This is a genomic window from Leeia sp. (assembly GCF_041909055.1).
Lineage (GTDB): Bacteria > Pseudomonadota > Gammaproteobacteria > Burkholderiales > Leeiaceae > Leeia > Leeia aquatica.
In genome coordinates this window covers 1-19589 of the sequence record NZ_JAYREC010000005.1, presented here as the reverse complement: position 1 = coordinate 19589, position 19589 = coordinate 1, and the positions used below count along the sequence as shown (strand labels likewise).

At 61.7% G+C, this 19589-nt stretch carries 23 protein-coding genes; 15 read left to right on the top strand and 8 right to left on the bottom strand.

Translation table 11 applies throughout. The annotated features are described in order from the left end of the window. The first annotated feature begins 33 nt into the window (after positions 1 to 33). From ACE3O2_RS12945 to ACE3O2_RS12915, 7 genes are all read left to right on the top strand, one after another. A complete protein-coding gene (locus tag ACE3O2_RS12945; protein ID WP_374338149.1) occupies positions 34 to 1422 on the top strand; it encodes an aldehyde dehydrogenase family protein in 1389 nt (462 codons plus the stop codon). A 48-nt stretch (positions 1423 to 1470) separates the two neighbouring features. After that, on the top strand, positions 1471 to 2643 hold the full coding sequence (locus ACE3O2_RS12940) for an iron-containing alcohol dehydrogenase (protein ID WP_168877418.1): 1173 nt from the start codon (positions 1471 to 1473) through the stop codon (positions 2641 to 2643). 78 nt (positions 2644 to 2721) lie between these two features. Further along, entirely contained in the window at positions 2722 to 4176 is a 1455-nt protein-coding gene (locus ACE3O2_RS12935) for a M81 family metallopeptidase (RefSeq protein ID WP_374338147.1), read from the top strand. 109 nt (positions 4177 to 4285) lie between these two features. Next, entirely contained in the window at positions 4286 to 5275 is a 990-nt protein-coding gene (locus ACE3O2_RS12930; RefSeq protein WP_374338145.1) for an ABC transporter substrate-binding protein, read from the top strand. A 112-nt stretch (positions 5276 to 5387) separates the two neighbouring features. Further along, positions 5388 to 5735, top strand: a complete 348-nt coding sequence (locus tag ACE3O2_RS12925; RefSeq protein WP_374338143.1) for a DUF3579 domain-containing protein — start codon at positions 5388 to 5390, stop codon at positions 5733 to 5735. Between the two features lie 156 nt (positions 5736 to 5891). Continuing rightward, on the top strand, positions 5892 to 6791 hold the full coding sequence (locus ACE3O2_RS12920) for a pirin family protein (protein WP_374338141.1): 900 nt from the start codon (positions 5892 to 5894) through the stop codon (positions 6789 to 6791). A gap of 2 nt (positions 6792 to 6793) precedes the next feature. Beyond that, positions 6794 to 7288, top strand: coding sequence for a GNAT family N-acetyltransferase (locus ACE3O2_RS12915; RefSeq protein ID WP_374338139.1), 495 nt, complete (start codon positions 6794 to 6796; stop codon positions 7286 to 7288). A 1-nt stretch (position 7289) separates the two neighbouring features. On the opposite strand, the gene ACE3O2_RS12910 is transcribed toward ACE3O2_RS12915, so the two are convergent. Next, on the bottom strand, positions 7290 to 7601 hold the full coding sequence (locus ACE3O2_RS12910) for a cupin (protein ID WP_374338137.1): 312 nt from the start codon (positions 7599 to 7601) through the stop codon (positions 7290 to 7292). A gap of 89 nt (positions 7602 to 7690) precedes the next feature. Here ACE3O2_RS12910 and ACE3O2_RS12905 point away from each other — a divergent pair, with 89 nt between their 5' ends. The 6 genes from ACE3O2_RS12905 (at position 7691) to ACE3O2_RS12880 (ending at position 12659) form a co-directional block, all read left to right on the top strand. Next, complete coding sequence (locus ACE3O2_RS12905) at positions 7691 to 8539, top strand: substrate-binding periplasmic protein (protein WP_374338135.1); 849 nt, start codon at positions 7691 to 7693, stop codon at positions 8537 to 8539. A 100-nt stretch (positions 8540 to 8639) separates the two neighbouring features. Further along, the gene (locus tag ACE3O2_RS12900; RefSeq protein ID WP_374338133.1) at positions 8640 to 9554 is read left to right on the top strand and encodes a glutathione S-transferase family protein; all 915 of its coding nucleotides are present in this window, start codon (positions 8640 to 8642) and stop codon (positions 9552 to 9554) included. 25 nt (positions 9555 to 9579) lie between these two features. After that, a complete protein-coding gene (locus tag ACE3O2_RS12895; protein WP_374338131.1) occupies positions 9580 to 10611 on the top strand; it encodes an NADP-dependent oxidoreductase in 1032 nt (343 codons plus the stop codon). Between the two features lie 65 nt (positions 10612 to 10676). Further along, positions 10677 to 11138, top strand: coding sequence for a DUF5680 domain-containing protein (locus ACE3O2_RS12890; protein WP_374338129.1), 462 nt, complete (start codon positions 10677 to 10679; stop codon positions 11136 to 11138). 108 nt (positions 11139 to 11246) lie between these two features. Beyond that, positions 11247 to 12017, top strand: coding sequence for a DUF2310 family Zn-ribbon-containing protein (locus ACE3O2_RS12885; protein ID WP_374338127.1), 771 nt, complete (start codon positions 11247 to 11249; stop codon positions 12015 to 12017). A 75-nt stretch (positions 12018 to 12092) separates the two neighbouring features. Beyond that, complete coding sequence (locus tag ACE3O2_RS12880; RefSeq protein WP_374338125.1) at positions 12093 to 12659, top strand: YceI family protein; 567 nt, start codon at positions 12093 to 12095, stop codon at positions 12657 to 12659. A gap of 42 nt (positions 12660 to 12701) precedes the next feature. Here the strand turns inward: ACE3O2_RS12880 and ACE3O2_RS12875 are convergent, their stop codons facing one another. The 7 genes from ACE3O2_RS12875 to ACE3O2_RS12845 all read right to left on the bottom strand — a co-directional run bounded on the left by ACE3O2_RS12875 (position 12702) and on the right by ACE3O2_RS12845 (position 17480). After that, positions 12702 to 13325: a LysE family translocator gene (locus tag ACE3O2_RS12875; RefSeq protein ID WP_374338123.1), complete on the bottom strand. Its 624-nt coding sequence runs from the start codon at positions 13323 to 13325 to the stop codon at positions 12702 to 12704. A gap of 84 nt (positions 13326 to 13409) precedes the next feature. Beyond that, positions 13410 to 14780 (bottom strand): MFS transporter, encoded by a 1371-nt coding sequence (locus ACE3O2_RS12870; RefSeq protein WP_374338121.1) that lies wholly within the window; start codon positions 14778 to 14780, stop codon positions 13410 to 13412. 90 nt (positions 14781 to 14870) lie between these two features. Continuing rightward, entirely contained in the window at positions 14871 to 15644 is a 774-nt protein-coding gene (locus tag ACE3O2_RS12865) for a helix-turn-helix domain-containing protein (RefSeq protein ID WP_374338119.1), read from the bottom strand. A 74-nt stretch (positions 15645 to 15718) separates the two neighbouring features. Beyond that, a complete protein-coding gene (locus ACE3O2_RS12860; protein ID WP_374338117.1) occupies positions 15719 to 16447 on the bottom strand; it encodes a metallophosphoesterase in 729 nt (242 codons plus the stop codon). Between the two features lie 6 nt (positions 16448 to 16453). Then, entirely contained in the window at positions 16454 to 16783 is a 330-nt protein-coding gene (locus ACE3O2_RS12855; protein ID WP_374338115.1) for a hypothetical protein, read from the bottom strand. 7 nt (positions 16784 to 16790) lie between these two features. Continuing rightward, entirely contained in the window at positions 16791 to 17102 is a 312-nt protein-coding gene (locus tag ACE3O2_RS12850; RefSeq protein WP_374338113.1) for a YciI family protein, read from the bottom strand. Between the two features lie 27 nt (positions 17103 to 17129). Then, positions 17130 to 17480 carry a hypothetical protein gene (locus ACE3O2_RS12845; RefSeq protein ID WP_374338111.1) on the bottom strand — a complete coding sequence of 117 codons (351 nt, stop codon included), beginning with the start codon at positions 17478 to 17480 and terminating at the stop codon, positions 17130 to 17132. 167 nt (positions 17481 to 17647) lie between these two features. Here ACE3O2_RS12845 and ACE3O2_RS12840 point away from each other — a divergent pair, with 167 nt between their 5' ends. Continuing rightward, positions 17648 to 18097: a LexA family protein gene (locus tag ACE3O2_RS12840; protein ID WP_374338109.1), complete on the top strand. Its 450-nt coding sequence runs from the start codon at positions 17648 to 17650 to the stop codon at positions 18095 to 18097. 2 nt (positions 18098 to 18099) lie between these two features. Continuing rightward, a complete protein-coding gene (locus ACE3O2_RS12835; protein ID WP_374338107.1) occupies positions 18100 to 19356 on the top strand; it encodes a Y-family DNA polymerase in 1257 nt (418 codons plus the stop codon). Positions 19357 to 19589: the final 233 nt, after the last annotated feature.

Genomic DNA, 19589 nt, shown 5'->3' with positions numbered 1-19589 from the left:
TGTTGCCGGTCCGTTTTGTTGATCGAGGAAAGCATGACGACAGAATTCACCACCATCAATCCGGCGGACGGCAGTGTGGCCGTTCAGCGTGCCTATGCCACCGCCGCCCAGTTGCACAGTGCGCTGCAGCGTGCGGTGCAAGCCCAGGCAGCCTGGAAACAGGTCTCTGTGGCAGATCGCGCCAGCAAGGTCGGCAAGGGCGTGGATGCCTTTGTGGCCCGCAAGGATGAGATTGCCGCCGAGTTGACCCGGCAGATGGGCCGCCCGATCCGCTATACCCCGGGCGAGGTGGCCGGATTCGAGGCCCGTGCCCGCCACATGATCTCAATCGCCGATTCCGCGCTGCAGGATGTCAAGCCTGCTGCCATCGACGGGTTTAACCGCTTCATCCGCCGCGAGCCGGTCGGGGTGGTGCTGGTGATTGCGCCCTGGAACTATCCGCTGCTGACCGCAGTGAATGCCATCGTCCCGGCACTGATGGCCGGTAACGCGGTGATCCTCAAGCATTCGGCGCAGACGCCGCTGGCGGCTGAGCGCATTGTTGAAGCCTTTGCCAACGTGGGGCTGCCGGATGGCCTGCTGCAATTCGTGCATACCGATCACGCCGGTACGCAAAGCCTGATCAAGGCCAAGGAGGTCAATGCCGTCTGCTTTACCGGCTCGGTGGCCGGGGGCGAGGCGGTGGAGCAGGCGGCTGCCGGTCGCTTCATTCACGTCGGTCTGGAGCTGGGTGGAAATGACCCGGCCTATGTGCGGGCGGATGCCAATCTGGATCACGCCGTAGAAACCCTGGTGGATGGTGCTTTCTTCAATTCCGGGCAAAGCTGCTGCGGCATTCAGCGCATCTATGTTCACCAGTCGCTGTTCCAGCAGTTTGTCGACAAGGCGGTCGCCCTGACCCGCACCTATGTGCTGGGCGACCCGATGGACCCGAACACCACGCTGGGCCCGGTGGTGCGTGTGTCTGCGGCCAATGCGGTGCGCGCGGTGACGGCAGATGCGCTGGCCAAGGGTGCCAAGGCGCTGATTGACCCGCGTGAATTCCCGAAAGATCAGGAAGGTACGGCCTTTGTCGCGCCGCAAGTGTTCGTCAATGTCGACCACACCATGCAGCTGATGAACGACGAGTGCTTTGGCCCGGTGGTGGGCATCATGGCCGTCAGCACGGATGACGAAGCCGTGCATCTGATGAACGACAGCCCCTACGGCCTGACAGCGTCCATCTTCACCCAGGACGAAGCCACCGCGCTGGCCCTGGGCGACCGGCTGGAGACCGGCACGGTGTTCATGAACCGTTGTGACTATCTGGACCCGGCGCTGGCCTGGACCGGGGTGAAGAACACCGGTCGTGGCGCGACGCTCTCCGCGGTCGGCTATGAGCACCTGACCCGGCCGAAGTCCTTCCACCTGAAAGCCCTGTGATGATCCCGCGCACGGCTGCGGCCGTGCGCCTAGCTGGAGTTGAACACGATGACTGACATGAACGCTTACCGCGCTAACTGGAACTACCCGACCGCCGTCAAGGTGGGGGCCGGGCGCATTGCCGAGCTGGCCGACTGGTGCAAGTCGCTGGGCATGAAGAACCCCTTGCTGATTACCGACCCGGGCTTGGCCAGTTTGCCGATGATTGCCCGCTCGGTGGACATCTGCAAGCAAGGTGGCTTGGGCTGTGCGGTGTTCAGCGGCGTGAAGGGTAACCCGACCGGCCAGAACGTGATGGACGGTGTGGCGGCGTACAAGGCGGGTCAGCACGATGGCGTGATCGCCTTCGGTGGCGGCTCGGCGCTGGATGCCGCCAAGGCGGTGGCGCTGATGGTGGGGCAAGACCGTCCGCTGTGGGATTTTGAGGACGTGGGTGACAACTACCTGCGCGTCAACGTGGCGGGCATGGCGCCAGTGGTGGCGGTGCCGACCACGGCGGGTACGGGCTCGGAAGTGGGTCGCGCTTCGGTGATTACCGACGATGCCGCCCACATCAAGCGCATCATTTTCCACGCTCGCATGCTGCCCGCAGTGGTGATTCTGGACCCGGAGCTGAGTACCGGCCTGCCTGCCAAGCTGACGGCGGCCACCGGCATGGATGCCCTGAGCCACAGCCTGGAGGCCTATTGCTCACCGTTCTATCACCCGATGGCCGCCGGGATCGCCATTGAAAGCATGCGTCTGGTGAAGGATTACCTGCCGCGCGCGGTCAAGGACGGCAACGATCTGGAAGCCCGCATGCAGATGCTGGTGGCCAGCAGCATGGGAGCGACGGCGTTCCAGCGCGGGCTGGGTGGCATGCACGCGCTGGCACACCCGCTGGGCGCGCTATACGACGCGCATCACGGCATGCTCAATGCCATCCTGATGCCGTATGTGCTGAAAGCTAACCAGTCAGTAATCGAAGAGCGCATCACTGCGCTGGCGCGCTATCTGGACCTGCCGAACCCTTCGTTTACCGCCTTCCTCGACTGGGTGCTGCGCCTGCGCGAGGAGCTGGGTATTCCGCACACGCTGGCGGCCTTGGGCATTGGCGAAGACCGCCTGGCCCAAGTGGGTGAAATGGCAGTGGTGGATGGCTCGAGTGGTACCAACCCGATTGCCTTCACCGCTGCGGAATATAGCGAAATTGCACGCCGCGCCGTAGTCGGCATGTTGTAAGACGGTGCCCCGGTGGTCCAGCACCGGGGCCTTGCTGTTTGATGATTTTGGATTCGCCACAGGCGAAGGAGTAAAGGCATGGCACGTATCGGGGTGGCCGGGCTGCAGCATGAGACCAATACTTTTGCAGCGAGTCGCGCCCGTTTCCGCAATTTTGTCGAGGCCGATGCCTGGCCAGGCTTGCTGTGCGGGGAGGAGATGCTTCCGGCGCTGCGGGGGGTCAATCTGCCCGCGTCCGGCATGATTGCGGCAGCACAGGCAGCAGGTCATCAGGTGGTGCCGCTTAGTTGGGCCAGCGCCAATCCTTGTGGTCATGTGACGGACGATGCCTTCGAGGCCTTGTGGTGGATTTTCGAGCGTCAGTTGCGTGCCGCAGGCCCGCTGGATGCCTTGCTGCTGGAGCTGCACGGCGCGATGGTGACCGAGTCGCAGTTCTCGGGGGATGAAGGCTGGCTGGCACGGGTGCGTGAGGTAGTCGGGCCGGAGCTGCCCATTGTGGTGGTGCTGGATTTCCACGCCAACATCACCCCGCGCATGACCGAGCTGGCCGACCTGATTCTGGTCTACCGCACCTATCCCCATGTCGACATGGCGGAGTGTGGCGAACGCGCGGTGAGTCTGTTGCCTGCGCTATTGGCGGGGCGTCGCTACGCCCATGCGTTCCGGCAACTGCCTTACCTGATTCCGATGCCGTGGCAGAGCACGCTGGCCGAGCCGATGGCCAGCCTGATGCGCGAGGCCGAAGCCTTGAGCGACCGTGTCAGCTACGCCTCACTGGCCGCTGGTTTCCCGCTGGCTGATGTGCCGGACAGCGCGCCCTCAGTATTGGTGTACGCCGAGACGCAAGCGGCTGCCGATGCGGGCGCCGCGCAGTTGTATGACGCCTTGCAGCGTGCACGCGGACAGTTTGCCGGGCGCTTGTGGCAAGCGAATGAGGCGGTGGCGTATGCCATGGAGCAGGTGGGCACGCAGCCCGTCATTCTGGCCGATACGCAGGATAATCCGGGTGGCGGAGGCGATAGCGATACGGCAGATCTGATTCATGCCTTGCTGGCTGCCGATGCGCAGGGGGCATGCCTGGGCTTGCTGTGTGATCCGCAAGCGGCAGCCGCAGCGCATGCTGCGGGAGTGGGAGCGGTACTGGATATCGCCATTGGCGCGACCTCGTCTGCCGGGGGCGCAGCGCCGGGCCCATGGCAGGTGGAGCAGCTCGGCAATGGTCAGTTTACGGGTACCGGGCCGTTTTATGCAGGGTGCCATATGGATTTGGGGCCAATGGCCCGTTTGCGGCGCAATGGAGTCACCGTACTGGTCAGCAGCCGCAAGCAGCAGGCTGCCGATCAGGCGATGTTCCGCCATCTGGGGGTGGAGCCTGCCCGACAGGCCATTCTGGTATTGAAGAGCTCGGTGCATTTCCGCGCGGATTTTGCCGAGCTGGCGCAAGAGATTCTGGTGGTGGCAGCCTCAGGCAGTAACGTGGCCGACCTGCACCAGCTGCAGTATCGCCACTGCCAGCGCCCGGCTGCAGGATAGCAGTCCGCCGTTCCACAAGCGGGACGGACGATACAACGCTGATGGTGTTTTTTGGCCAGCCTGCCTCACAAGGGACGAGCTGGCATGGTCCTTTGTCAGAGGGGAAGTCATGAAAGCGTTGCGTCTGTTGTTGCTGTGCGGTGTGTCTTTGTGTATGACGGCGGTACTGGCCCGGCCTATCCGGGTCGGCATGATTCACTGGATTGCGTTCTCACCGCTGAATGTGGCGGAAAGCAAGGGGTTCTGGAAGGAACAGGGGCTGGAGGTTCAGGTCACCAACTTTCCTGATAACCAGTCACTGAATGCGGCGCTGCAAAGCAAGAAGATTGATATCGCGCTTGACATGATCGGCAGCTGGGTTGGCCTGCATCAGCAGGGGGTGCCGATTGTCATCCTCGGTGAAACCGACTGGTCACACGGTGGTGACAAAATCATTGGGCGGAACGGGGTGGATGTCAAAGCCCTGAAAGGTAAAACCATCGGCATTTACCTCAACCAGCCGTCGGTGACCTATTTCCTCAATCAGTACCTGAAGCAAAACGGTCTGCGCCTCGCGGATGTGAAGGCGGTGGAGGCCACGCCAGAAAAGATGACGGACGAATTCATCCAGGGGCGCTTCCCGTTGATCGTCAACTACGACCCGCAGGCGCTGCGCGCTCGTCGTCAGGGCAATGGCGTGGAGGTGGCCAACAGCAGCAATTGGCCGGGCGTGATCCCGGAAGGGTTTGTGGGTAATGCGGAAACGCTGAAAGAGATCCCGGCGGATGACCTGCGCCGATTCTTCGTGGGCTGGGTGCACGCGGTGCGCTGGGTGAAAAACGATGCGGCTTGGGCGGAGTATCAAAAGATCCTCAACGGCATGACTTTTGCCGGTGAAAAACCCTATACCGCTTTTGACCTGATCGGCATGCTGAACTCGGTGCGGATTCACAATGGAAATGAGCTGCTGCGGCGTAACCGCCCGGAAGGCGGGTTGATCGGCTATTTGCGGGACCTGAAGCAATTCTTGCAGGAAAATCAGCAACTGAAGCGGTCGTTTGAGCCTGAGCAGCTGGTGGATACGTCAGCGCTGCTGGCCGCACTCAAGACAGCGCAGTGAGGCGGGGTCGGCAAAAATACTTACAAAGACTGTAAGCATTGGGGAGGTTCCGGAGAATAGGCTATAATAGCGGTCACAACGCTTAAGTCAAATATCCAGATCAAGTTTGCCCATGTTTTGTAATCCGTATGAAATCATCATTCAGGGTGTGACCAGTAACGGTCGCCCGTTCCGCCCCAGCGACTGGGCGGAGCGGCTGTCCGGCATCCTGTCCACCTTTGGGTGGGACCAGAAAATGTCCTACTCTCCCTATGTCCGTCCAATGAGCCTGGACGATATCCGTTGCGTGGCGGTAGACCGTCAACTCGAAGCCATCAACCCCCGTGTATTCGCTTTCATCATGGCCTTTGCCAAGGACAATGATCTGAAAGTGATGGATTGCCGTGCCTTGATCCATGAGTATGAAGAAAGTGGCCGTCCGCTGCCGGAAGGGGAAGCTCCCCCGCCACAAGCGGCTTAAGCCTGCTCACAAAACAGCCCGCTTTGCGGGCTGTTTTGTTTTGTGGCGTGCTGGATTGTTCTGTTTATGGAACAGTGCATGTCGATCGTGCTGTCTGGCGCGACGACAGAGGCGCGATTACACTGGACCCATTGCAACTTGATATGGAGTCAGAACATGAAACAGGTCAGCAGTCACCACGGCATGCTTTCCCAGCACTGGGTTGGCGATGGTTTTCCGGTTCGCACCTTGTTGCTGCCGAACACTGCAGACGGGGTGCTCAATCCCTTCCTGATGCTGGATTATGCGGGGCCGACCTACTTCCCGCCCGCCACGCAGCCACGCGGTGTCGGCGAGCATCCACACCGGGGGTTTGAAACCGTGACCCTGGTGTACCAGGGCGAGGTGTCGCACCGAGACTCTTCCGGCGGTGGCGGAACCATTGGCCCGGGTGATGTGCAGTGGATGACGGCTGCGTCCGGCGTGGTGCACGATGAGTTTCACAGCGAAGCCTTCACCCGCCAGGGCGGCATGATGGAGATGGTGCAACTGTGGGTGAATCTGCCCGCAGCGGAGAAAATGCGCCAACCCGGTTACCAGACCTTGGTGGACGCCCAGTTCCCACGCATCACCTTGCCGGGTGGACAGGGTGAGGTGCGGGTGATTGCCGGGGAATGGTCCGACGCGCATGGTGTGCTGACCGGGCCCGCGCATCACTATAGCGAGCTGAACCTGTGGGATGCACGCCTGCAGGCGGGGGCAAACCTGTTGGCACCCGTACCGGATGGACAAGCACTGGCGGTGGTGGTGCTGGAAGGGGAGGTGACGGTTGCCGGTGTGACCGTACAAGGTCCGCAAGTAGTGATCCTGTCTGCAGCAGGGGCCGGGGTGCGGCTGCAGGCGCACAGTGCAAGCAAGGTGGTGCTGCTGGCCGGGGTGACCCTGCGGGAGCCGATTGCCAGCTATGGGCCGTTTGTGATGAACACCCAGCAAGAGATCCGGCAGGCCATTACGGATTATCAGCAGGGTAAATTTGGTCAGTTGCCCATTACGGAGCATGCGTCGCAAGAAGGGTAGGTATGGTGTGGCAATTCAGGGTGGCACGAGCAGAAGAGGTCGACCAGGTCCGGCAGGTATTGCTCGATGCGGCCGGACGGTTGCAGACCCAGGGCCAGCCGATGTGGCAGCCGGATGAGCTGGGCGATGCGCAGATACGGCCGGACGTGCTGGCTGGACGCTTTCACGTGGCGGTGCTTGAGGGACACATCCGGGCGGTCGTCAAGCTGCAGGTAGACGACCCGCTGTTCTGGCCGGAATTGCCGCCCCGCTCTGCACTGGTGGTACACCGGCTGGCGGTGGCGCCAGACTGGGCCGGGCGGGGCCTGGCCCAGTTCATGCTGGATCAGGCCCAGGCCTGTGCCCGGCAGCAAGGTTTACCTTCACTGCGGCTGGACTGTGAGTCCAGCCGACCTGCATTGCGGCAGGTCTACCTGCAGTATGGTTTTCAGTGGCTGGATGATCAGCAGGTCGGACCATGGCATGTTAGCCGCCTGTGCATGCTGCTGACACCTTAGCTTACTCACTGCCCGCCTGTTCAATCACCAGAATGCGGGCTTCGCCTTGCGGGTGGGCGACATGCTCGCAGCCTGCCTTTGCATGAAAGATATCGCCCGCCTGCAGCATGAGGTGACGGACCTCACCTTCTTCTCGATAGTGCATGCAGACCACACCATCCAGCACGGCAAACACCTCTTCCCCCTCATTCACATGCCAGTGATAGGGCTGGTCAGTCCAGTGCAGGCGGACACTGATACCGTTTAACTGTGCAATATCCAGAGCCCCCCAGGCACGGCTGGAGGTGAAGTCACGGCTACGGTAGTGCGGCATGGCTAGGCTCCGTGATGAAGAAATAAACGGAGTATGCGCGGACAGCGTGCATGCAGCCAGCCCGATTCCGGTCAAAAAGCGGACCCATCATGCCGATACTGGCCGCAGGCTGGCCTATACTCAAAGCACCATTCATCAAGGAGTTTGCGATGGTCTTCCCGCAAACAACCCATGCCTTGCTCAAACCGCTACTCAGCATCATGGTGAGTCTTGCCATACTCGGCCTGTGGTCTACCCGTGCTGAGGCGGAAGAAATCGTTCGTATGGCCATAGGCGATTGGCCACCCTATACATCGGAGAGCAATGCACAAGCCAGACTGGTCGAGAAAATTGTGGGTGAGGCGTTTCGTCTGGAAGGGGTGAAGGTCGTCAACGAATACTTTCCGTGGAAGCGCAGCTACGTGTATGTACAAACCGGGCAGTATGACGCCACCTATCCATGGAACCGGACGCCTGAGCGTGAGGCCGATTTCATTTATAACCAGATCCCGTTGATCAAGGATGAAGGGGTGTTTTTCCACCTCAAGACCACACCGTTTGACTGGCGTGACTGGAATGACCTCAAGCGATACCGGCTGGGGGTGACGCTTGGCTACAAGCAGGAGACGGAATACAAGGAAAAAGGCCTGCAAACTGAAGTGTCCCCCACGGCAGAGATCAATTTCAAGCGCTTGCTGGCAGGCAGGATTGATGCCTACCAGACCTCCAAGGTCGTCGGCTATGGCATCATCCGCGAGCTGTTCAGCCCAGAAGAGCAGAAGCGGTTTACCCATCACCCTAAAGCAGTGGAAACCAATGTCTATTACGTGATGTTCTCCCGGAAAACACCGAATGGCGAGCAAATGGCCGCCAAGCTGGACCGGGGCTTGAAGAAACTGAAGGACAGCGGAGCCTACGTCCGGATTGTGGCGGAGTATCTGGGGAGTGGTGCGGATTGAGTGCTGGCTTGGGCTGCATTGTCCAGGGTGTCTCAAGTTACTGGACAGCAGGTTAGTTATTTATTAATATAGCTTACTATATTATAGCGAGTTTATCTAAATGCCTGACCTGATCCTGCACCACTACGACGCCTCGCCATACTCCGAGAAAATCCGCCTGCTATTGGGCTACAAGCAGCTCACCTGGCATTCGGTACAGATGCCACCGGTGTTGCCCAAGCCGGATCTGATGAAGCTGACCCACGGCTACCGTCGCGCGCCGGTGTTGCAGATCGGGGCTGATCTGTACTGCGACTCCAGCCTGATTGCGCAAGAGCTGGAACAGCGCTTCCCCACACCCGCACTGGCCAGCGGTGCGCCCGCAGCGCAAGCTGCCTTGCTCTCGCAGCTGGTGGATGTGACCCTGTTCTGGCAAGGAATACATCTGCTCATGGGCAAGCGAGCAGCACAAATCCCGCAAGCCCTGCTGGATGATCGTATTCGCATGCACCCGCAGATGGATCTTGATCGTGATCATCTGGCGGCCAATGTGCCGCACCTGTCGTCACAGCTCACGCCAGTACTGTCCATGCTGGACCAGGCCCTGTCCGCCTCGCCCTGGCTGGGTGGGGATCTGCCTGCGATTGGGGATTTCGGGGTCTACCAGCTGTGCTGGTTCCTGCACAAAGCCGGCTGGCTGGACGAGCTGGTACCCGTAGCTCGCCACCTGCCAGACTGGATGGCGCGCATGGCTGCCTGGGGGCAGGGACAACGCAGTGAGCTGACCGCCGATGCCGCGCTGGCCATAGCCCTGGCGGCGGCTCCGCAAGCGCTGCCGACAGGAGGTGACGAGGGTGAGCTGCGCATTGGCAATATGGTCAGCGTGATGCCGGAGCATTACCCGCAGGAGGCGGTGCAGGGCCAGCTGCGCTATCTGGACACGCAACGCGTCACCCTGCAACTGGAGCATACCGATACCGGCACCCTGCACATCCATTTCCCACGGCTGGGCTACCAGATTCAGTCCCAAGCCTGATTGACCTCACAATGAAGGACGCATCATGACGCAAACCACCAGTCACAATCGCCAGATCCTGCTGAACCGTCGCCCGGTGGGCGCGCCGACACTGGAAGACTTCCGGCTGGAACAGCAAACTATTCCGCAACCGGTGGAAGGGCAGGTGCTGCTGCGCACCCTGTGGCTGTCGATCGACCCCTATATGCGGGGCCGCATGAGTGACCGCCCTTCCTACGCGCCACCAGTGCCCTTGGGCGGGGTGATGGTGGGCGGCACCGTAGCGCAGGTGGTCAGCTCGCGTCACCCCGGTTTTGCAGTGGGCGAGCTGGTGCTGTCAATGAGTGGCTGGCAGGACTACGCGCTGTCCGATGGCAGCGGTCTGCACAAGCTCACCGGGCTGGCACAGCCGTCGCAAGCACTCAATGTTCTCGGCATGCCCGGCTTCACCGCCTATATGGGGTTGTTGGACATAGGCCAACCCAAGGCGGGGGAAACGGTGGTGGTAGCGGCGGCCAGCGGTGCGGTGGGCTCTCTGGTCGGCCAGATTGCCAAACTGCAGGGCTGCCGGGTGGTGGGGATTGCCGGTGGCGAAACCAAATGCCGCTATGTGGTGGAAGAACTAGGCTTTGATGCCTGCATCGACCACCGCGCGGCCGATTTCCCGGCGCAACTGGCGGCGGCCTGCCCGGCGGGTATCGACGTTTACTTTGAAAACGTCGGTGGCGCGGTGTTTGATGCCGTGATGCCACTGCTCAATACCGGCGCGCGTATTCCACTGTGCGGCTTGATCGCCAGCTACAACGCCACCCAACTGCCGGACGGCCCAGACCGCCTCGGTGTGTTGGCCGGTACCCTGCTCACCAAGCGCATCCGCATGCAGGGCTTCATCATTTTTGACGACTACGGCCATCGTTACGGTGAGTTCTTTGCTCAGATGAGCCGCTGGCTGCAAGAAGGCAAGATCAAGTCCCGCGAGGACGTGGTTGAGGGGCTGGAGCAAGCCCCGCAAGCCTTGATCGGCCTGCTGGAAGGCAAGAACTTCGGCAAACGGGTGGTGAAAGTGGCGGAAGCCTGAGTCGGGTTTGACGGTATAGCCGTGGTTTGGAATACTCATCCGCTTTACCGGCGGAGTGAGTATTCATGGATATGCAAGCCCTGCAAGCCTTTCTGCGGCGCGCCAAACTGGCCACTTACGCGGGCCAGGGTGACGACGCCAGTGTCACGCCGCTGCTGCCGGATTCCCGTCAGCTGGAATATACCGAGGGTGACTGGCTGTACCGGGACATCTATGTCGGCCTCACCCGGTTCAGCGGGCAGGAGGTGGTGTATTTTCAAGGCACCGCCGTGTGGTCCATGGCTTACTCCGGTGGCGTCAGTGAGCAGGTGGAAGACTGGCGTAGTGTGTACGCAGTTTTGCGTGAAGCCCTCAACGCCGGCCCGGACCAATTACCCTTGCGGGGCCCCAGCCGCTACATGCGGGATAACTGGGCATACCGCTGCACCTTGCAAGGCAGCTTGCAGGATTTTCACGGCGACGAATTGCTAACCCAGGACGGGCAGCCGGTCTACAGCTTGCGCCTGTGTGGTGGCGCGGTGCGCTGAATGCACAGGCAGGGCCATTCTCCTGACCCGGTTGTTCCCATCTATTGACGCGCACCGATGGGCGCAGCACATATGTAATATTGGTGCGCCCTCCGAGGTGATCCAGACATGCATGTACAGCGGCTTCAGTTTACCGCCGAATCCGAAGCAGGAAAATCCAGCTTGTACCATCAGGCCATGGCTGTGCTTGCGGCGCTGTACCGTCATGGCCAGATTTGTGGGCAAGATTGGCCTTTGCATTGGGAGGGCTTGCACCTGATGGCGCAGGTGCAGACGCTGGAGGTGGATGCGCTGGATGCCGTGCACCACAGCGCCGAGGTGTGCCAGGCATTGGCAGCGCTGCCTCCGCAAGGTATGGCGGTGCAGTACCTCGGAGAGGGGGCTTCGGAAGCGGTGGCCTGTTCCTGTGTGCACAGTTCGAGCTTTGCCCTGTACACCCACTTCTTGCATCTGGGCTCACCCATACTTTGCCTGGACTGTGGCGGCCAAGTTCCGCTTTATCGCTTGCCCGCAGGAGCCCTACACAGTCAGGTGCTGCTGTCGTGGCAATCTGATTACCGCGCCTGCGACAGCCTGCAGATGGGGTGCGAGCTGCTGGAGGCGGAAACGACCTACCAGCTTGCCGCGCTGGATAGTGCACTCACCCGGCGTGGCCGGGCATTGTGTGACGCCCTGACACAGCAAACCGGACGGCCGTTTTACTACTATCTGTACTGTCATGAGGGGACAGACCTCGAAAGCGAATCCCGTCGCCCCTGTCCTTCCTGCGGCCAGCCGTGGCCGCGTCAGCAGCTCCGGATTGCACCGTTCGATTTTCAATGTGACCGTTGCCGCCTGCTGTCCAATATCGCATTTGAGGTCGGGTGGATGGGGCAGTGACCCGTTCTCCTGCAGTTGACGCTCCCGCCACAAACCGGCACCCTGCGGACTGAGAGGTATCCACGGAGCAGTTTAATGAAGGCGTTTGCTTTAGGAGTGCTGTTGTGCACGGGGGCGGCGATGGCAGCGCCGGTCAGCTATACGCTGGACCCGACCCATACCTTCCCCAGCTTTGAAGCGGATCACATGGGGATATCCACCTGGCGTGGCAAGTTCAACCAGAGCAAGGGCAAGGCAACGCTGGACAAGGCTGCGGGTACCGGCTCGGTGGAGGTGTCCATTGATTTGGCCAGTGTGGATTTTGGCAATGAGTTGCTGAACCGCTGGGCTCGGACCGATGCGCTGTTTGATGTGACCCGCCACCAGTACGCTACGTACCGGGGTGAACTGGCCGGTTTCCAGAAGGGCGTACCGACCCGACTGGATGGCGAGCTGACGCTGGGGGGTACCACCCGCCCGGTCCACCTCAAGCTGTTGTCTTTCAAGTGTGTGCCGCATCCCATGTTCAAGCGGGAAGTATGCGGCGCAGACGCGCTGGGCAGCTTCGAACGTGATCAGTTCGGTCTGACGGCGGGCAAAGAATATGGCTTCGACATGACGGTGGTGCTGCGCATTCAGGTGGAAGGGCTGGCTGATCAATAAGGCGCAGCTGCACCATGGTCCTGCCGGTGATCCCATCCACCCTTACTGCCGGGAGAGCAGCAGCTTGATGCCCAGCAGCGCCAGAACTGCACCGGCCACGCGGTCGATGCCGGTTTTGGCGCGCAGGTATTGCTGACGGGGAGCTTCAGAGGATAGCAGCAGCGCCACCAGGGTATACCAGCCACCTTCCAGCAGGAATACCGCAGGCGGCAGCATCAGCAGCAAGCCGGGCTCCGGGTGTGCAGGCAGCATGGCGGCGAAAATCACGCCGTACTGCACGGCGGCCTTGGGATTGCTCAGCATGGTGGCTGCGGCTTGCCAGAAGGTGCGGGTCAGGGCCTGTGCGGGCAGGCCATCATCTTGCACCTGCAGCGGTGTTGCCGCACCGCGCCACACCTGCCAGGCCAGATACAGCAGGTAGATTCCCCCCGTGACCTTCAGCACGGTATACAGCACCGGCACGCTTTGCAGCAGGGCATGCAGACCAAGCAGGGCGATCAGTGCCATGACGGTGGCGCCGCAAGCCATGCCGAGCGCCGCAATCAGCCCGGCACGGCGTGACTGCGCCACCGAGGTGCGGGCCACCAGCAAAAAGCTGGGGCCGGGACTGATGACGCCGACCAGCAGGGCGGCCAGGATGCCAAGCAAAATGGTCAGGCTGTGCATGGTACAAGTCCTGTGCAGGGGCGACCGGTATGGCGCCATGATTCAATCGGATAGCCATACCATAGGGTTGGTGCTTGGCCATTGTCAATGGTTGCCCACAGGGGCCAACGGCCCATACTGACGAGGCAGCTGTATACCCAGCACGGCACTGAAGAGCAGGAGCCCCAGCAAGGGCAGCATGGCGGGTGCCAGCGCAGGCAGCACCGGGGTGGTCAACCAGGGTTGCAGGGCCACCAGTGCATGCAGGCCGATTGCTGCGCCTACGTTCCGCGCCAGCTGGATGGCTGCAGTGTGACGGGCAACATGCTCCGGGCGGGCACTGTTCTGGGCCAGCACCACGCTGGCCGCAGCCACCAGTCCCATGCCGCAGCCAATCATCGCTTCTGCCAGCACCCAGCCCATCCAGTGAGCGCTGGCGGGCCAGCCTGCTTGCCAACCGATACCCAGCAGCAACAGCAGGTTGCCGAGCAACAGCGGGCGGCGATAGCCCCAGTCGGCAATGCGCTTGCCGCAGCGGGCGGAGGCCAGCACCATGCCTGCGGCACCCGCCAGTACCAGCAAACCAATATGGTTGCCCGCTTGCGGGCCGCTGAAGGCGGGCAGTAGTGGCACCAGCGTGATCGAGGCATACAGCGCCACACTGCCCAGCGCCACTTGCAGCAGGCTGGTGCGCAGATTGGGGTTGTGCAGGAAGGCCAGTGGCAGCGGGCTGCTCTCCGGCTGTTGGCGTACACGCCAGATCAACAAGGCAAGCCCGATTGCACCTAGCATGCCCTCCAGTTGCAACAGCCATGAGGCGACCGGGTGCGTCATGGCACTCAGCAGCAGCATGCAGGCACCGATCAGCAGGCCGAAGCCTACCTGTGCGGCGGGATCAAGGCGTACGCCACGGCGGGCGGCTTGCGTCAGCGCCGGGTGTTGCAACGCCAGCAAGCACAGCAGGCCGAGCGGCAGGTTCAGCGCAAACGCCAGTCTCCAGCTGGCGTACTGGCTGATCAGCCAGCCGGCCAGTGGTCCCAGCATGGCGGCTGCACCCCAGATCATGCTGATGCGGGCTTGCGCGAGGCCACGTTGCGTCGGATGCAACTGCGCCAGCGCGGCATAACTCAGCACGATCAGCATGCCTGCGCCCAAGCCTTGCAGGGCGCGCGCCACGATCAGCCACAGCATGTTGTGCGTCAGCATGCCAAGTAGCGACCCTGCAAGGAAGAACAGCAAGGCCAGATTCAGCGGCAAGCGGACGCCGTGCCGGTCTGCCAGCGCTCCGGCCAGCGGGCCGGTCAGCGCCATGCAGGCCATGAAACCGGACACCAGCCAGGCATAAAGTTCCGGCTGGCCCAGCTGCTGCCGGATCACCGGCAGCAGGGTAGCCATGATGGTGGTATCCATGGCTGCCAGGAACAAGCAAAGCAGCAGGGCAGGCTCCAGACGACGGGGTGGTGCTGAGGGTGACATAAGGTTCTCCAGCTGGACTGCACAATGCAGCGGTGGAGACATTCTGCCGAGCGAGAGAGAGGGGAGATTGTATGTGGACGCCAGCTGGCGTTAGTGCAGCTGCTGCAGGCTGCGGTATTGTTGTGGCGTCAGCCCGGTGCTCAGCTTCCATTGGTGGTTGAAGTGGGCGGCGTCGAAGTAGCCGCAGTCCAGCGCAATGTCGGTCATGCCTTGCGTACCGGTCAGCAAGGCCTGGGTGGCGCGCTGCAGGCGGATGGCTTGGCGCAAGCGGGCGAATGGCACCCCGCAGAACTGCAATTGCCGCTGCAAGGTGCGGACGCTGCAGCCCAGGGTCTGCGCGCATGCTGCCAGCTCCAGCCCAGGCTGGTGTGACAACAGGTGTGCCAGCTCCCCGGTGGCATGCTGGTGCAGGTCCAGTTGCTGCAGATGGCTGCTCAGCTGGCCCGCATCGGGCAGGGCGTGCTGCCAGCAGTCGATAAAATGGGCGATCACCTGCGGGCGCAGGGGGTCGTCCGGCCCGATATGGCTATCCCGTCGTACGCGTGACGGGCGGTCGTCCAGCCAGGTTTGTACCCCCAGCTGCAGCCAGCGCTGCAGCTGGTTCCAGCGGGCCAGAAAGGTGGTCTCAGGCAGGCCTGCTGCAAACAGGCTGGTGAGCGGGTTGCCATCCAGCAGGCGTAGCAGGCGTAACTGCCGGGCCAGCTGGGTATCGGTCGGACGTTGCTCCAGTTCTTGAACCTGCACCAGGTACTGCCGATGATCCACCAGCCCTTGCAAGGTGCTATGAACTGCATACGCCAGACGCTGTTGCGGGGTGTGCCATTCCGTCTGCAAGGCAAGGGGGAGGGCGTGGTAGCAGTACATGGGATGCCGTCTCAGCGTGACTGGCGCAGCGTATAGGATATGGCGAGCCGCTGCTTGTATATTCGCGCCACGGCTCAGCTCAGGTAGCCGGTGCGCAAGGCCTGTGCCCATTCTAGCCGCTGGCGTTGTACTGCCAGTGCGGCAGCCGCCTCATGTGCGTACGGCACGCTGCGCAGCTCGACTCGCCATTGCCCTGCTGCCAGTCGCTCGACCAGTGCATAGCGGGCATCCGGGCTCCCGTTCTCCACCACGTGGGGCCAAGGATGATCATCGCGATAGGCTTGCAGGCCCACGCTGCCGGGGTTGACGATCCATTGGCCTTGTCGGGTGCGGACATTGCGCGGAATGTGAGAGTGTCCACACAAGATGAGTTCGGCAGAAACGTGCCCCAGTCGGGCTTCGATCTCCTGTGGCGATGCAGGACGTTCACCGGTTTGCAGCAGGGTGGTGACGTCACTGCCAGGGGAGCCGTGGCATAGCCAGACCTCATCGGTCAGCCGCTGGCTATGATGTTGGGCCGCCAGCCATGCTAGCTCAGCCTCTCCCAATTGCTCACGGGCGTAACGATCACTGGGGCCGGAGCCGGGGTGCAGGTTGAGCAGTTGTCGCTCATGGTTGCCTGCCACGTGCACCCAGCCAGGCTGCGCCATCAGAAATTGCGCGGTTTCCTGCGGCTGCAGGGGGCCGGACACGGTGTCGCCCAGATTGACCACCGCATCACAGCCTTGTCGTCGCAGATCGGCTACTACGGCCTCCAGTGCCAGCAGGTTACCGTGTATGTCGGACAAGACGGCAATACGCATGATGGGTTATACCGAGGTTAGCAGCGAAGACAGATCCGGGCTGACAAAACCACCATAGACGGTGTACAGCTCGGTATGGTGGTCGTCTCCCAGAATGCCGCTCTGTTCGATCTGTGCTACCACCGCCTGATAATCACTCGTGGCTTCCATGGCGGCGATGTCCGCTTCTGAACGCCACAGGGTGACGGTCACGCAGGTCTGCTCATCACGGTTGAAGAAGACACCCAAGCAGCCCGCGTGGCGGCGGAACATGGGCAGCGAAATGGTGTGGGCAAAATGCTCCAGCGCGGCACCCTGGCCTGCAGCCAGTGCCACCTTCCAGATACGGATCAGCATGACAACCTCAGAGGGATAGATCAGGGTGCTGCATGCCCATCAGCCAGGGGCGAATGGTGACAGTCAGCAGCCCGCTACGGACGGCGGGGTCCGCCAGGGCAAACTGTTCTACCGTATCGTGGTCCAGCGTTGCCCTTGGCACCATCATACCGCCTGCTTCCGGGTCGGTAAACGGACCACCGCACAGCAGCAGACCTTGTTGTTGCCATTGCCGGTAGTGGTCGATATGCGCTTGCAGACCCACCTGCTCAAACAGTGGAACGCCCGCCTGCCAGGCGGGGCCCGGTTGATGGATCACCACAAAGCGGATGTCTGGCATGGCATGCTCCTGTGCATGAACGGGTGTTTATCTGGCCGGGATGATCGACACCATGTCCAGGCTAGGCTGGCCTTTGAGGAAACCACAGGAGGCGAACTCGCCTTCTACTTGCACTTCTTTGCCGACCATCTGACTTACCCGGTCCAGCGGATCGTGCAGGGTGATCACGCGGTACACCGCGCCCTGTTTGGCATCCTTGGGGCAGGCTGCGGCCAGCCCTTCGATACGAATGCCCTGCTTGAGGGTCAGCGTAAAATTTTTGCTGACGACACCGCGCAGGGTGACCGTCTTTTCATAGGCGACGGTTGGAACGGTAGCGGCGTGCAGCAGGGCAGGGCAGAGTAGCAGCAGGGCTGCAGCGCGGAATGCGGTGTTCATGAGCAGAAGACTCCGGTGAGCAGGGGATGCGCCAGCTTGTCATGCGTATGCAGGGCATGTCAATCGCATGTGCCTTGACGGATGTGAACTCAACATTTGAATTTTATAGAACGATTGTTCTATAATGAATGGGTGAAATTCAGCCCACCCTGATGGGGGAATGACAGATGAACCACACGACCGCCATACCCTGTGCAAGCGCGACGTTGCAGCCTGGCCCGCAAGCCCGCCCCCTGAGCGGCTGCCGCATGCCGGCCGGTTTTCCTTCACCGGCGGAAGACTGGGCAGAGGCGGCGCTGGATCTGAACCGACATTTTGTCACGCACCCGGAATCTACCTTCTTCTTTCGGGTCAGCGGGCAGAGCATGGCGGGGCCGGACCCGGCGCGCGGTTTCCCGGAGAGCGCCATCCTGATTGTCGATCGCTCCCGTACCGCACGGCACGATGATGTGGTGGTGGCCGTGGTCGATGGCGCCTTCACCGTCAAGCGCTTGTCTCGCCGCGCCGGGCAGGTGCAATTGCTGGCGGAAAATCCGGCTTGGCCGGTGCTGACCCTGGTGGCTGAGCAGGAGCTGCTGATCTGGGGCGTGGTCACCGCCTGGGTGGTGGAGGCCTGAGCATGCTGGCGCTGGTGGATGCCAATTCCTTTTACGTCAGTTGCCAGCAGGTATTTGAGCCCCGCTTGCGTGGCAAGCCGGTGGTGGTGCTATCCAACAATGACGGCTGCATCGTCTCCCGTTCTGCAGAAGCCAAAGCCCTGGGTGTTCCCATGGGCGCACCCTGGCACCAAGTGCGCGGCGAGGCCAAGCGGCTGGGGGTGATTGCCTTCAGCAGCCATTACCCGCTGTATGCCGACATGTCGCATCGCCTGATGAGCACGCTGGCCCGCTTTGCCCCTAGGCAAGAAATCTACAGTATTGATGAGTGTTTTCTGGACGTCAGCGGCATGGACGACCTGCCCGCATTAGGGCAGGACATTCGCCGCACGGTGCTGCAATGGACCGGATTGCCGGTCGGGGTTGGCTTTGGTCCCAGCAAGACCCTGGCCAAACTGGCCAACCTGTACGCCAAACGTGAAGCACAGAATCAGGGTGTGTTTACGCTGAACCCTGCACATGAGGCGCACCGTCGGCTCATTCAGCACACTCCAGCAGAATGGGTATGGGGCATTGGTCGCAGGCTGGCGGCCCGGCTGAGACTGGATGGTTTGCAGACAGTGGGCGACTTGCTGGCGGCAGACAGCGCCTGGCTGCGTCGCCGCTATGGGGTGGTGGTGCAGCAGACCGTGCTGGAACTGCACGGCCAACCCTGCCAGATGCTGATGCATCAACAGCAAGACAAGCAACAGATCATCAGTACCCGCTCATTTGGCCGCAGCGTGTTTGAGCTCGCCGAGCTGGAGCAAGCCGTCAGCAGCTATCTGGCGCGCGCCTGCCACAAGCTGCGTCAGCAGCACTCGCTGGCAGGAGGCCTTGCCGTCTACCTGCGCACCAACCCGCATCTGGAACACCCACAATACAGCAATAGCCAATACCACTGTCTGCACAATGCATCCGACGACATTCTGCTGCTCACCCGCCATGCGCTACAGCTGGTGCGCCAGCTCTATCGCCCCGGCTACGCCTACGCCAAGGCCGGCGTCATGCTGCTGGATCTCCGCCCGCAACACGCCCACCAGCCCGACCTGCTGACCGAGCCGCCACAGTCTCCCCGCCGCGAAGCCCTCAACCAGGTGCTGGACCAGATCAACCAGCAATGGGGCCGCAGCACCATCCACCTCGCCACCAACACCCGCAACCCCGACTGGCACATGCGCCAAGCCTACCTCTCCCCCGGCTGGACCACACTATGGGCGGACATGCCACAAGCGTCGTGATGATTCAGGTTCTCCAGGCCTTGATGCCAGGCCTGACTCTAAACAGAACTCGGGCTTGCAGTTCATATAAGCTAGCACGCCCCCTAAACAGAGCTGGTTTCCCCACGATCATCTGGACATTCCCTCATTGTCCCTCAGGATCACCCCATGGTCGCTCTGGTCTCCGGCTCCAGCCTCGGTCTGTCCGCTTCCTCTCTCGCACTCCTCGGCCTGCGTGGCCAAACCGGCTCCGC